The 14,861-nt window shown below is 33.6% G+C and carries 11 protein-coding genes; all 11 read right to left on the bottom strand.

What is annotated here, in order from left to right; genetic code table 11:
- Window positions 1-10: 10 nt before the first annotated feature.
- The 11 genes from EZJ43_RS10460 to EZJ43_RS10410 all read right to left on the bottom strand — a co-directional run bounded on the left by EZJ43_RS10460 (window position 11) and on the right by EZJ43_RS10410 (window position 14,806).
- Window positions 11-1,402: a 5-methylcytosine restriction system specificity protein McrC gene (locus tag EZJ43_RS10460; RefSeq protein ID WP_133262657.1), complete on the bottom strand. Its 1,392-nt coding sequence runs from the start codon at window positions 1,400-1,402 to the stop codon at window positions 11-13.
- Between the two features lie 8 nt (window positions 1,403-1,410).
- The gene (locus tag EZJ43_RS17355) at window positions 1,411-3,870 is read right to left on the bottom strand and encodes an AAA family ATPase (RefSeq protein ID WP_207924611.1); all 2,460 of its coding nucleotides are present in this window, start codon (window positions 3,868-3,870) and stop codon (window positions 1,411-1,413) included.
- Window positions 3,863-4,174 (bottom strand): hypothetical protein, encoded by a 312-nt coding sequence (locus EZJ43_RS10450; RefSeq protein ID WP_133262656.1) that lies wholly within the window; start codon window positions 4,172-4,174, stop codon window positions 3,863-3,865. The genes EZJ43_RS17355 and EZJ43_RS10450 overlap by 8 nt, the downstream gene beginning before the upstream one ends.
- On the bottom strand, window positions 4,167-5,483 hold the full coding sequence (locus EZJ43_RS10445; protein WP_133262655.1) for a restriction endonuclease subunit S: 1,317 nt from the start codon (window positions 5,481-5,483) through the stop codon (window positions 4,167-4,169). The genes EZJ43_RS10450 and EZJ43_RS10445 overlap by 8 nt, the downstream gene beginning before the upstream one ends.
- Entirely contained in the window at window positions 5,476-7,101 is a 1,626-nt protein-coding gene (locus tag EZJ43_RS10440; protein WP_133262654.1) for an HsdM family class I SAM-dependent methyltransferase, read from the bottom strand. The genes EZJ43_RS10445 and EZJ43_RS10440 overlap by 8 nt, the downstream gene beginning before the upstream one ends.
- 1,440 nt (window positions 7,102-8,541) lie before the next feature.
- Window positions 8,542-9,000, bottom strand: coding sequence for an IS200/IS605 family transposase (gene tnpA / locus EZJ43_RS10435; RefSeq protein WP_133262653.1), 459 nt, complete (start codon window positions 8,998-9,000; stop codon window positions 8,542-8,544).
- A 118-nt stretch (window positions 9,001-9,118) separates the two neighbouring features.
- Window positions 9,119-9,280, bottom strand: a complete 162-nt coding sequence (locus EZJ43_RS17350) for a hypothetical protein (RefSeq protein WP_207924610.1) — start codon at window positions 9,278-9,280, stop codon at window positions 9,119-9,121.
- A gap of 2 nt (window positions 9,281-9,282) precedes the next feature.
- Window positions 9,283-12,357 (bottom strand): type I restriction endonuclease subunit R, encoded by a 3,075-nt coding sequence (locus EZJ43_RS10425; protein ID WP_133262652.1) that lies wholly within the window; start codon window positions 12,355-12,357, stop codon window positions 9,283-9,285.
- A gap of 402 nt (window positions 12,358-12,759) precedes the next feature.
- Window positions 12,760-13,185: a hypothetical protein gene (locus tag EZJ43_RS10420; protein ID WP_133262651.1), complete on the bottom strand. Its 426-nt coding sequence runs from the start codon at window positions 13,183-13,185 to the stop codon at window positions 12,760-12,762.
- A 171-nt stretch (window positions 13,186-13,356) separates the two neighbouring features.
- Window positions 13,357-13,935 (bottom strand): hypothetical protein, encoded by a 579-nt coding sequence (locus EZJ43_RS10415; protein ID WP_133262650.1) that lies wholly within the window; start codon window positions 13,933-13,935, stop codon window positions 13,357-13,359.
- 10 nt (window positions 13,936-13,945) lie between these two features.
- Window positions 13,946-14,806, bottom strand: coding sequence for a M28 family peptidase (locus EZJ43_RS10410; RefSeq protein ID WP_133262649.1), 861 nt, complete (start codon window positions 14,804-14,806; stop codon window positions 13,946-13,948).
- Between the last annotated feature and the right edge of the window lie 55 nt (window positions 14,807-14,861).

The following is a 14,861-nucleotide window of genomic DNA, read 5'->3' as shown; positions in this document are numbered from 1 at the left end:
TTAGGTAAACCTAAATATACGGCATTGGAATCCCAATTTTATAAACTTGTCTGTAAGCCTTTATAGCACTATTATCATTTAAAACGCATTTGAATTTATAATCATCTTTCAGCACCTCGTTGCTCGGATAAATAATTAAGCAATCAATATTCTCATTACAATCATCAAATTTCAACGCTTCATAAACCTTATTTAACCTAGCATAACCAGCCACTTGCCTAATATCCTCATGAATTTGACTGCTACGGTATTTCATTTTATACTTAGCATCCACTACCATTTCTTGGCCAGCTTTAGTAATCAAAAAGTCTAAAATATTGCCATAAGTAGAAAACTGGAATTTAACTTCACTTGCACTGAATGCTGACAACAAATGATGGTAAACATAAAGCTCAAATAATTTAGGCATATCGATCCAAAAAGGCGGAGTCTTAATTTGTTTGCTCGCAGATGTATTGCTAATGTTATAGGCAAAACGTTTTAAAATATATTCGCCAATTTTAATGGCTTCTTTATACTCTTTAAAAAATGGATTGTGTATGATGTTTTTTAATGCCGTAATTTCGGTTTCATCGCTAACCAATTCAAAAGCGGGTTTGCAATAGCTGATTAGCTGTTCTAAACTCTTTTGATTACCTGCAAAAAAGCCAGCGTTTTGGTTTACATAATTGCTACAGTAGTAAAGCACCTTTTTTAGAAAACGATTTTCTTTATGGTCTATTCCAAATTGCTGGTACTCGCAATATGTTTTTGTTAATCGGTTTTTTAAAACATTTTGCTTGATGTTTGTGCCGACTAATATTTTCCCTTTTATCCTATTGTTTAAATTCTCCTGGACTTTATAATAAGATTTCTTTAAACCTTTTCTGACAATATGTTTGAGCATATTTAAAAACTGAACCACCAAAAAAGGTGTTAAAGCATCATCTTTTTGCTGTATCTCTATTTCGGGTGCATTCCAATCAATAAAAACTAAATCTCTGGTATGTTCTGCTATAACGGAATGTTTAAAAGCATCTAATAAAATTTTTAGGTAATCCAATTCCTTGTAATTAGCTTCAAAATTTAAATTATCAGGTATTTGTTCTATTTCATTACCATATTTTAATTCTGTTTCTAGTTTGTTTACCTCGTTATTAAACCTATCAAGAATTGCTTTATTTAATTTAGGTTTTACTTGTATAAAATGTTCATTTTCTATTAACCAATCTACACCTATATAATAGTTTGCAGATAGATGCAGAGCATTGGAACCTACAATTATTTTGAAACATTTTTGATCGTTTCTTTTAGATGGGAATAGTCTAGCCTCAATTCTTTCGTATTTCTCGAATTGATATTTACCGTTATCAAGAAAAGGACAACAGCCTAATTTACCATGTTCAAAAAGTGTAATCTCCATACCAAGAATTATGAAGTTTTGAAATTTGCAATTTCCTCAATCTTTTTCAGTGTAGCTTCGCTATTATTCAAAACCCCATCTTTTACATATTCATTTAAAATAGGAACAATTTCATATTTAATTCTTACGCTAAAATCAGAAGGTCCAAGAATCTCATTTTCAGCATCATCCTTTATTTTCTTTTGGATAAAATAAGAATGACCTAACCATACATCTTTTGGTTCAAATTCAGCAGAAAGATAATCACTTGATCTTTTTAAAGGAGTTGAATCATTCAAAACATATTCATCATAATTCGTAATAAACAATTCCGCAACTTTTTTGAATAAGTCAGCATGGAATACAATCTCATTATCTTCCAATTTCTTAGGCAAAACATCCACAAAAGCAAAACGTCTCCTTATCGCATAATCAATATGCCCCACACTCCTATCTGCGGTATTCATTGTACCTATGATGTAAAGGTTAGGAGGTAAAACCAACTTATTAGAACCCGCTACTTCATACATACTATCTACCTCTTCGTTACGATACTCTAACGCATAAATTAATTCACCTAATACTGAAGAAAGATTAGCTCTATTGATTTCATCTATGATAAGTACGTAATTTTTCAGTTCCGTTTTCTGGTTGTCTTTAATTTCGCCATCCTTGATAGCCTCCAATTGCTTTAACAACATGTAGTAATAAGGATACTTACCTTTCATAGCAAGCCCAATTTCTGACTCTAAATCTCTTAAATCAATAGGTTTATTAATGTTCTCTTTTGTAAGATAGACTTTCTCTAAATCCCCAAAAAGCAGTTTATACTTTATGTCTGGGCGATTAGGGAAACTGTATAAAAACCCATCTTCCTTTACAGCTATAATCTGTCCTTTACTTTTATCACCAAATAAATATTCTTTCCCATCGTCGAAGTTTGCGGTAATATTTTCTATTAACGAGGTTAATTTGTTTTGAAAAGTTGAATCCTGCTTTTTCACACCTTTGGAAAATAAATAATTATCTAAAGCAAGTTTGGCAAACGAGGCTAATACTTTATTTTCAGCATTATATAAGACACCTTCACCACTTTCATTTGGCTTCGCTGAAATTCCTCGTACAAAATCTTCATAAGTATAAGATGGATGGAATTGAATAATCTTAACTTGTTTATCGTTTTCTTTTTTAAACTTTTGCCACTCCTCATAAACGTATTTGGCAATCATAACAGAATACGAACCATTTCCTGAAGCATCCCATTTCTTAACAGAATCCAACCATGCTTTACCTTCAACACATTTTGTGATTTCATTAAAATTTATAGAATAAGATTTCCCTCCCGAAGCAACCAAAACAGATAATCGGTTTTCTTTTGGCACAATTTTGCTAATCGAAAAAGAGTATCCTTCTTTAGTTGCTAGTTGTAGATTCTCAGTTAAAACAGAGCTATAATATTCAGTAGAAAATTCTTGCGGGAGATTGGTCATCATATTTGCAATGATTTTTGCTTCTCTTGTTTTTCCAGTGCCTGGGGGGCCTTGTAAAATGACCTGCTTTTTATACTGTATTAGACTTTTTATATCCATTATACTTTTCTCAAATTTTAATTGGTTAATTGGCAATTTAGATTTCTCATAAATATATTTATATGCTTTAAATTGTTTGTTTTTAAGGTCATATAAAAGCTCAAGAAATTTAAGCCCATTTACTTCGAACTCATTTTCTTTTTTTGTACTACTAACTTCAATCTCCTTACCATACAGCGAAAACGCACCATAGACTAAATTCTTTAAATTTTCTTCATCATTACCAAAGAAAACATAATCAATTATAAATGAGTCAATATCACTTCTATTTAAATAAAAAGCATCTTTAAATGGTATTACGTTTGAAATTGGATCATGATTATTTTGAGAGGCTTGCAAATTAAAGCCTAAACCGTATTTAATTTTATTATTTGATAGATGAATATGATATTGAATTTCCTTTTCTGCGCCTAAATTTATAGACCAATATTGGTCCCTTACCTTACCAAATAAAATCTCTTTATTGACAATTTTTGATTGCCCTGCCATAACCCTTCTAAATTCTCGGAACGTCTGAATAAAGCCCTTTAAATAATCTGTATTATGGACTTCATCAATAAAATCTTGTAAGGAATTAAATAATAGTTTTCTATTAAAATAGAATAGAAAATTTATATAATGCAAAGAAATAATTGCGGCCGGCACACCACTTCCTGTTGCTTCGCTGTAAGATCTAAAATCATTTTCGTTTACTTTTGAGTTTTCCTTTATTAATTTTATCGTTTGAGTTACATCTATCACCTCAAAAGGATTAAAACCAAAAGACTTCTTGTACGTTTTTAAAAGAATATCAATTCTTGTATCAAAATTGTTTTTGTTAAAAAAGGCTGTGTAAGAGGTTTTATTTGGCAAAACAACTTTTAAGAAAAAGTCTTTAAAAGCTTCTGTATAATCACTCATTTATTGCTAATTTTTCTTTAAGAAAACCCATAAATCGAGAAACATCTCTTACAATATATTTAAAACTTAACGTTTCGTCATAACCATATTCATTACCTCCGTGATATTCAAAGAGTAAATCTGATAGCCCTTTATTATTTTGAAGATATCTGTCAAATTTTGTAACTGCATGAGAGATTTTCGAGGTTTCTTTATCCCTAATTGTTTTATTTTTTCCACTTCTTGCTTGATAATCGCTTAAATCCTCAGTTAGATTTTGTAGGAATCTCAAATAGTTTTCTAAGTCTTCTTTTTTGCTAGCCATGTTTGCCTATTTTATTTAATTTGTATTCAACCTCCCCCGCCGCAGCCATACCCAAATAATCCTCCACAACGTAGTCATTATTTCCAACTGTTACCTGCCCATTTATTAACATTGGCAATAGCCAGTCTCTTAATTTAGCGAGTTCTTGGTTTTGTATTTTATTTTGAATAATTTTTCCAATAACAGGTTTTAGAATCGAATCTAACTTTTCAATAAAATTTAATGGAGGTAATGCAATTCGACTTTCTTTGAGATGGTCTTGAGTAATATGCCCCATCGTGGTTTTCCTCAAAGATGCCATCATTTTAAAATGTTCTAAATAATTTAGTAATTGAAAATAGTAAAAACTCCTAGGATATACTTTAGAATTAACTTTGAATATATGCTGATTAAGTGCTCCTATTCCGCCAGTCCAGATCTTAACATCTAAAGTTGCAGACCAAGAAAAAAGCACATCGCCATTCTGGACTATATATTTTTCTGGTATATCAGTTGAAACTTTTTCTGTATTAATAGAAATGCCATCATTCATTTCTCTGATTTTAATAACAGGCAGATAATTCTCATTTGTTGGCCGAAATTTTTGACAAGCTAAACCATTAGTAAAAGAGGCGATTTTCAATAAATCTTTTACCTCCCAACCCTTCGGTATCTCTCTCTTTAATTCTTCATTATAAACCATTTCGCCACCTGATGATTTATAAGGTTTACCTTCTGTATTGGGAAAATCAAACTGCACAAACCAATAATCGTAAAGCGTTTTAGCCATCGCTTCTAACTCCATATTAATTTTATTGTTAAGTTCTATTTTTGAATCTAAAGCAGAAAGAACTGAGGCGATTTGTCTTTGGATTAATAAACTTTTTGGTATTTTAACCTCGAATTCTTTGATATCGTTTGAGTTCAGATTTTTTCGAACACCAGACGATAAACTTCTTAATTTTTGGTATTGAGTTTTTAGAAAATAATATACATATTCATAATCTGCTTTCGTATCGTCAATTACAATATTACAGCAAGCCTGATTAGTTGTCATTTCATTTTTTAATATAGAAACATTCCCTCTTGTTCGTCCTTCCCCATACATCGCAATGGAAAGTGTATTTTTTGGAAAAACTTTAATAGATGTATTTCTAACTGCAAATTCCGTGATTTTTTCGGTAGTATCGTAGATTTTATGCTCACCTAATTGTTCCGTCTTAAGCCAAGAAATTGTTCCCTTTACCCAAAAATCAGCATTGCTTCTTAATGGAGTTACACCACTTCCGATAGTTCTAGAAATATCTTTAAGCTTAATGCTCTTAAACATATTTTAACTCCTTCAACTGATTTTGAATCTCCACATCTAATAAATTTCCCTCGGCAAACAATGCATTCAAATTATTTTCAAAACTTTCCATTTTGGCCTTAAATTCATCTGCGGTAATATCTATATACCCAATCTTCACTTCAAAATATTGCCCTGCACTTAAACTGTAGTTTTTCGCTTTAATATCTTCATAAGAAACCACTACTGAGAAATCTTCTTTGGCAACGTGTTGGTTAAATATGTTAATAATATCATCTTCCTCTTGGGTAGATAAAAGCGTTTTTTGGTTTTTGCCTTCTTTAACGGTTGTACCTAATTTAGAAGCATCCATTAATACAATGTCGCCTTTCTTGTTTTCTTTATCTAAAAAGAGAATGGAAACGTTTGTTCCGGTTGTGGCGAAAATATTAGAAGGCATACTTACTACGCCTCGTAACATTTTACGTTCTACCATTTCTTCGCGTATTTTACGCTCTATTCCGCTTTGCGCAGTAATAAAACCGGTAGGCACTACAACGGCAGCTTTCCCTTTATTTGAGAGCGAATACATAATGTGCTGTAAAAACAAAGGGTAAATGGCCATGCTGTCTTTCTTGGCTTTTGGTATGTTGGGCATGCCTGCAAAAAAACGTTCGTGGTTTTCCTTACTGTCTAAATCGGCCACATAATCAGAAAAATCTAATTTAAATGGCGGGTTAGAAACGATATAATCAAACTGTTGTAGTCTGCCGTTTTTATCTTTGTGGTAAGGATCTAAAATGGTGTTCCCTTTTACAATGTTCGGGATAGAATGGACTAAATCGTTCAGTATCAAATTTAGTCGCAACAGGTTGGATGATTTTTGAGAAATATCTTGTGAATAGACGGTGCATTTATCTTCGCCAATTTGGTGCGCCAAATTCATTAAAAGCGTACCCGAGCCTGCTGATGGATCGTAACAGGTAACATTGCTTACGTTTTCATTGACTAAACAACGGGCCATAATTTTGGCCACCGCATGTGGCGTAAAATATTCGGCGTATTTACCGCCACTGTTGGTGTTGTAATCTTTAATTAAATATTCGAAAATGGTTGCGTAAAAATCAAATTTCTCGTGGAAGATGTTTTCAAAGCTAAAGTTAATCAGCTTGTTGATAATGGCTCGGCAAAAATCATCCCGCTTGTCGGTTACATACTTACTAATGTTTTCGAACAAAACAATCTTTTCGCCACCTTCTGTTAACACCGAGAATAGGTCGCTGTTTTCTTTTGCGATATCTAGTAACGTGTTGTCAAAAATGTCTGAGAAGTTGGCTTCGTTCTGCCGATCGAATAAACTCGAGATAAAATGTTTGGGTTGCAAACGGGCGGTACTTTCGCTCATTTCCATTAAAAGCATTTCGTAATCATCGTCATTATACGATTTTAGCACAGCTTCCCAATTATCGGCTTTAGCTATTTTCTCGTCGAGCTGTTTTACTTCGTGAACAAATTTATCGTTCAAAAATTTGTATAAAAATACTTGGGTAATAATTTTGAATTCGTTTCCGTCGTTTCCCAAACCGTAATTGGCACACACGGATTTTAAATCGTCTATGAGGTTTTTGGTTTGCTTTTCGAACTGTATTGTGGTGGTCATGTTATTTTTTTAATTTTTTAATTTAATGTTTTTATAACCCCAGCGGGGTTAAACGTTTATAAAAAACAAATATCGAATTGGTTCGACCCCGCCGGGGTCGTATATCTTGCTTTAAAATTTATGCTATAAACATTTGACCCATTCTGGGTCTTTTTTTATTCAACTAGTGCGGATTTACATAAACTGTTTTTATAACCTTAAGAGGTCGCATTCCTTTATTGTAAATTTTTTCTATAAACATTTAACGCATTCTGGATCTTTGTTAATTCAACCAATACCAATTTATATAAACTGTTGCTATAACCCCAGCGGGGTTAAATGTTTATAAAACGCTATAAACATTTGACCCATTCTGGGTCTTTGTTAATTCAACCAATACCAATTTATATAAACTGTTGTTATAACCCCAGCGGGGTTAAATGTTTATAAAAAACCAACTCTGTTTTGTTCGACCCCAACGGGGTCGTATTCTTTCCTATCAAAATGTGCTATAAACATTTGACCCATTCTGGGTCTTTTTTTATTCAACTAGTACGGATTTACATAAACTGTTTTTATAACCTTAAGAGGTCGCATTCCTTTATTGTAAATTTTTTCTATAAACATTTAACGCATTCTGGATCTTTGTTAATTCAACCAATACCAATTTATATAAACTGTTGTTATAACCCCAGCGGGGTTAAATGTTTATAAAAATCAAATCTCGCATTGGTTCGACCCCAATGGGGTCGTATATGTCGTTTAAAATTTATGCTATAAACATTTGACCCATTCTGGGTCTTTTTTTATTAAACCAGTGCGGGTTTACATAAACTGTTGTTATAACCTTATGAGGTCGCATTCCTTTATTGTAAATTTTTTCTATAAACATTTAACGCATTCTGGATCTTTGTTAATTCAACCAATACCAATTTATATAAACTGTTGTTATAACCCCAGCGGGGTCAAATGTTTATAAAATCCAACTCTATTTTGTTCGACCCCAACGGGGTCGTATTCTTTCCTATCGAAATGTGCTATAAACATTTGACCCATTCTGGGTCTTGTTAATTCAACCAATGTAATCACACAAGCTGGTTTTTTAACACCAACCGGGTTAAATGTTTATAAAAAACCAACTCTATTTTTGTTCGACCACAACGGGGTCGCATATCTCGTTTAAAATTTATGCTATAAACATTTGACCCATTCTGTGTCTTGTTAATTCAACTTATGTATTTATATAAACTGTTGTTATAACCCCAGCGGGGTTAAATGTTTATAAAATCCAACTCTGTTTTGTTCGACCCCAACGGGGTCGCATATCTCGTTTCAAAATTTATGCTATAAACATTCGACCCATTCTGGGTCTTTTTTTATATTATTCACTTTTTTATATTGGTATTCAGCAATTTTATAATCAAGGTTTAATTTACCTTTCACTATGTCTATTTCCACAATCTATTCTATCCAATTGAATAAATATTCTTCTTTAAAATCAATATTGAAACTCTCTAAAAATTCAAGATACTCTTCTTTAAAACTCTTTTTTCTATGGTGCTCTTTTTGATTTGAAATATAAGCAATCACATTATCTAACGCCGAATGGCTGTACGAAAATGCACCATAACCTTCCTGCCATTCAAATTTGTGTTTCGTAAATTCTTTCTCTTTTATAAAATTATTGGAAGACTTTTTAATTTCACGCACTAAGTCAGCCAGACAACAAGTAGGTTTCATTCCAATTAAAATATGAATATGATCTGGCATACCGTTAATAGCCAACATTTTTTGATCTTTATTCCGAACAATTCCGGTTATATATTTATACAATTCCTCTTCCCACGATGTGGATATTAATGCCTGTCTATTTTTTACAGCAAACACAATTTGAATGTAAATTTGAGAATAAGTGCTCATGTTATTAAATTTATAATTTTTAAGATATTACCAAATCAAGATTGTAATGATTAGTTGGTTTGGTAGAAAAATCGGAAATTCTGATTTTTCTAATACTTGTTTCTTCAACCAATTCATTTTAAGCATAAACATTTAGAATATGCTCATTAATTGTAGATTTTTTTTTGCCAAACAACAATGCCATTTGGTTTTGTGTAAGCCAAACGGTTTCTTCTGAACGAACATAAATTTTGATATTACCGTCTGGATTTTGATAAATAAGTATTTCTCTCGTATCCATAATTAAGCTACTTTGCCGTGAAACTCATTCATGTATTCCTTTACAATCATTCCGTTAATCCTTTTTGTCGTCGCTGCATCAAGTTGGATCTTTTGCTTATTTTTAAATTGATCAATCACCAATCTGAACATCAATTGTTCTACAAAACTTTCGTTTTCTAAAATTTTAGAATTGTGAATAATCTTTGCATCTACTTCTCTTTTTAAACCTTGTAATGCTTCAAACAACTTGCTTTCATTATCCGTAAGCGGATTTTTCTCCATTAAGCGTTTATGGAGCCGAGCATATTTTTCGTCATTATCATATTTGGCTCTTAACAGCTGGTCTTTTCGGTTTAGTTCCTTTGCATCGAGATATATCTTATCTAAATCCTTAATATTGCTTTCCATTTCTTCCTTGGTCACTTCATTCAAATTTTTCTTTTTGAATAAGCGTTCCAATTCTTCCTTTAATGAAATGAATTCGGGTGCTTTTTGATCAAAATTACCACCAAGCATCTCTCTGGTTTTCTGTAAAATATTTTTCAATTTATCTGCTAAAACCATTTCTCCTTCTTTAACCTTCACGAAAGCAAAAATTACATCTTCTAGCGCAATGTTTAAAAGATTTGAAGTGTCGACATTGCCTTCTAACGCCTCTTTGGCATTTATAAGTGCCAGGCGGTTATTTGCATCACGAGATAAGATACTGAGTTTTTGAAAATCGAGTTTTTCTAATAATTCATAATTACCAGCCAAACGGATGAGGTTATATAAACTTTTGGCGTTATTTAAAACTTTAACAATCCGTTGTATTTCACTACGGTTATTAATTTGTGTGATTTGTTGAGAGAAAATTTCTGCATTTAAAGTATCGAAATGAAACAAAACTTCTTTTATTTCATTAATCTCTGCATCTATTTCTTCTTGCGACTTGAAGATGTTGGAATAGTGCTCCATTTCATCCCCTAATTCTGATTGCAATTCGTTAAAGTAATCAAGATTGGTTTTGTCGAATTCCTTTTGAATATCAGCAAAGTCGACCACGTACCCGTATCTAAAATCTTTATAAGTTCTATTAACTCGGGTTAAAGTTTGCAATAAGTTGTGCGCTTTAATTACTCTGGCAATGTAAAGTTTCTTTAATCGAGGGGCGTCAAAACCAGTAAGGAGCATGTTATAAACAAATAGAAAATCGATCTTTCCATCTTTAAATTCTTCAACTTTATTTTTGCGCTCATCTTTAGTACCAACATCGTGTAGAATTACCGCAGCGGTTTTTACTTTACTTGCTATTTTCATTTTACTGCCATAGCTTACAGCTGGTTCGGCTGCCATTAAAAGTGTTTCTTCAGCAAAAATGCTCCGGTTATACTTTGATTCGAATATTTCGTAAAGCTTTTTGGCTTGTTCTGAAGAATCACAAACAACTAAACCGCCAATCGTATTGTCATTCATGGCAATTCTAGCCTTTTCAAAATCTTGGATAATATAATCCAGCATTGGCTCGACAAACTTATGATGCGCATAAACCATTTTCTTATCGCCATCACCTTTTAATATCTCAATTTCTGCTAAAGCTGCTTTTAAAGTTAACTTGTAACTGGTCGCAATTTCTTCCCTAATTAATCTTAAAGTATAACCATCAGCTATGGAAGAATTATAATAATATTTGTGAATGTAATCGCCAAATAAAGCCTTTGAATTATAATCCGTTCCCAATAACGGGGTGCCTGTCAAACCAATTTTTATTGCATTGGGATCCGACTCGTTGAGGTTGGCCAAGAAACTACCCTTGGGATTGTAGCTTCGATGTACTTCATCTAAAAAATAGACACGCTGAATGTTGAGCTGATAATCGGTATTTCTAACCACATCTGGGTCGTCTTGAAATTTTTGGATATTGACTACTGTGATTTCAGCTTTCCCTAAATTATTATGAATAACACTAGTTGACTTGATGTCTCTCGCAAACTCTTCTCTTGAGTTAACATTGTGAACTACTAAGCCCCTACTTTTAAATTCTTTTCCTGCCTGAACTAATAAATCCAAACGATCTACAATAAAATAGAATTTTGGAATAATTTTTTTAGTTTGAAAATAATCAGTCAGGTATTTTACATTATAATATGCCAAGGCAGTTTTACCACTTCCCTGTGTGTGCCAAATTATCCCCTTTTTAATCCCTTTTTCTAGCTTAGCCTCTATCGCTTTAGTCGCAAAAAGTTGCGGATAACGCATAATGTGCTTTTCTAAACCTGTAGCGGTTTTAACATAAGCAATGGAATATTGCAACATAAACTTTAAACGTTCCTTTTGAAACAGTGAAGTGCAAATTCTATTGGTAGGTGTATTTGGATTTTTGTTGGTTAAAAATTCAGGGGAATTTTTTATGCCGACCAGGTTATTGTCCTTAAGTATAAAATTTTCGATTGCCTCATCAACATCTGATAAAATGGTATTCAAATCAAATATATCTTCCTCTCTAAAATAGTTGAAAGACGGCTTCTGATAAGAAGGTGTTGCATAAAACGCCCCCTCAATAGCCACTGGCGAACTATCGTCATACTCCATATTATTGGAGAAAACCATCAATTGGGTGATATTAATAAAATTTCGGAACTTACTATTTTGAAAGCGGGTTTGAATGCGTTTGTGCTCCGCTAAGATACCATCTTGATTGTTTGGCTTTTTAACTTCAATAAAAACCAAAGGCATCCCATTAATCAACAATGTAATGTCAGGACGAAATTCCTCATCATCTTTTTTGCACGGCAACTCGGTTACCACGTTAAAAGTATTATTATCGAACCGCTCAAAATCAATTAACCTAATACCTGACTTAGCAATCATCTTTTCGAAGAATGATTTACCTAGATCTTCGTTTTCCAAACAAAGTGATACATCATCCAATAACCTAAGCGCATCTGCTTTCGTTATCTCCGGGTTAATTTTACAAATGCTATTAACAAAGATATTGGGGAAGATATTGTTCTCAATATTCCAGACTTGGTTTCTTAAAGAAACGTATTCATAACCCAATCTAATAAAATGTAGAATGGTGGGTATTTTTACGCGAGAGTCTTCGTTAAAAGTCATTAAATTACCATTGATTAATTTATTGGCTGTAAATTACTTATTTCTGTGGAAGGATACTGGTTTTATTTGCAATAATCAGCTTGCAAGATAACAATTATTACAAATCATTTCAATTTCGCTAAAGTAGATAAACGCATCAAATTAAAATCACGGTTTCCCGTAAAGTGATTATTTATTTAGCAAGGGATGCTATTTTTATGGAGTGAAAAAGAATTAAACCACCCCGCCACCGCGCGAAATCCAACACACCCCCTCCTCGAAAATAAAGAGGGGAGTTTGCGGGTTGCAGAAAAACCCAATTAATTATTTTCGTTAAAAACCACCACCGCCACCGCAAAAAAGTCCAATTCACCCCCTCCTTGAAAATAAGTTGGGGAGTTTGCGCCTTGCAGAAAAACCCAGTTAATTATTTTCGTTAAAAACCACCCCCGCTACCGCAGAAAAGTCCAACACACCCCCTCCTTGAAAATAAGGTGGGGAGTTTGGGTGTTGTAGAAAAACCCAATTATTTTCGTTAAAAACCACCCCCGCCAATGCAAAAAAGCCCAATTCATCCCCTCCTTGAAAATAAGGTGGGGAGTTTGCGGGTTGCAGAAAAACCCAGTTAATTATTTTCGTTAAAAACCATCCCCGCCACTGCTCCAAATCCAACACACCCCCTCCTTGAAAATAAGGTGGGGAGTTTGGGTGTTGTAGAAAAACCCAATTATTTTCGTTAAAAACCACCCCCGCCAATGCAAAAAAGCCCAATTCATCCCCTCCTTGAAAATAAGGTGGGGAGTTTGCGGGTTGCAGAAAAACCCAGTTAATTATTTTCGTTAAAACCACCCCCGCCACCGCAAAAAGCCCAATTCACCCCCTCCTTGAAAATAAGGTGGGGAGTATGGGTGTTGCAGAAAAACCCAGTTAATTATTTTCGTTAAAAACCACCCCCGCCAATGCGCAAAAGTCCAATTCACCCCTCCTTGAAAATAAGGTGGGGAGTTTAATTTACAAATGCTAAAACCCAACCTCGAAACAATGTTGTCTGTTAATTAAACTATCCATTCGATTAATTGCTAACGCTTTTCCGCAAAGTTTTATGCCTTGTAAAATTCTCGATTTTTTATCTGTTTTATTTAGTTCGAGTACATCGAAAGTTAAATCGTTGATATCGAATTTGTTAATCAATTCATTGTATGAGGCAATGAGACCGATTTCTTCTTGCTCAATATAAATCCCGGGCTTAAGTGCTGTAAAGTCGAACGTTTCGGTTTGCAGTTTATATAATGGGAACAGCAAATTTTCTGGAAATAAATCGTTCATGGTAAACTTTAAAATCTTTTTACCTGCAAACCAAATCTCCAGCTGACTTTTAAAATCCATTAAACCACTTTGGGTTTCACCAGAAAGACCTTCATAATTATAAATCCCCGAAATAAGTTCATCTTCAAAAAGCTCGGAGTCAAAAATTGCTTCGTTAAAAGGCAGTTTCAAATTCAACGCTTTTGCTTTTAGCTTTTCAAAATCATCAAAACTAAGGTCGAGCTTTTTAAGCCTCCATCCTACGCCATGAAGATTGATTTTAAGCCGCTGCAAAGTGGATTATTTATAAGTTAACGATTGCGTGATACGTGCAATTGACTACCGCACACATTTTATCAAAATTTAAGGTCTCGATGGTGTCGGTTACTTGGTGGTAATTTGGATTTCGGATAAACGAGGTATCGTTAATCATCAATGCTGGATAATCGAAAGCCCAATAATTTCGGTGGTCTGATAATCCCGCAAGGTCATCCCCCGTTGGGAAGCTAATCACCTGAACATCAATTTCGTTTTTTTGACGCATAAATTGATGCACTTGGTTGTTAAAATGGCTAAATTCTTGCTTACCAACCACTACGATAAAGTTTGCCGTGCTTGGATATAGGCTCGCCAATGTGGCATTTGGGTAAGATTGAGAGTGAGGTACATCAGAAAAATAGCCGATCATTTCATAACAAATCATGCCTAAAACTTCTGTATTCGCATCTTTTAGCGATTTTGCATGAACATAACTACCCATTAATTCAGTTGCAAAAAATGGAGGTTCTTCTAAGCAATAGGCTACAAAGTCTATTCGATAATCTAGGTTTGGTGCGAAATGAGCAATTATTCTGGCGGTTTCTAAAAGTCCGGCTATGGCACTTGCATTGTCATCAGCGCCATCTTGGTCGCCACAAACATCGTAATGCGCGCCAACAATTAACCTTTTGGTTTTGCTGGTGTTATAACTGGCAATAATATTGGTGTATTCTTCGCCTTTAGCTTGCCATTTTTGCTCGGTGCATGGTAAGCCGATTTTTGTAAATTCTTGTTTGATATAATCGGAAACAGCTTTTAAGCTGCCTAGGTTTTTATAATTTCGGTAAGGGCGAATCGATGTCAGGAATTCTACATCGGCATACATGTTGTTTTTGCTTGAGTGCATCTTTGGTTAATTTGGATACGCAATTTACTAAAAGTTAAATTAACGCTAAATTAAA

The sequence above is a fragment of the Pedobacter changchengzhani genome (assembly GCF_004354365.1).
Lineage (GTDB): Bacteria > Bacteroidota > Bacteroidia > Sphingobacteriales > Sphingobacteriaceae > Pedobacter > Pedobacter changchengzhani.
The sequence above is the reverse complement of the archived record's forward strand: the minus strand, read 5'-3'. Positions and strand labels throughout refer to the sequence as shown.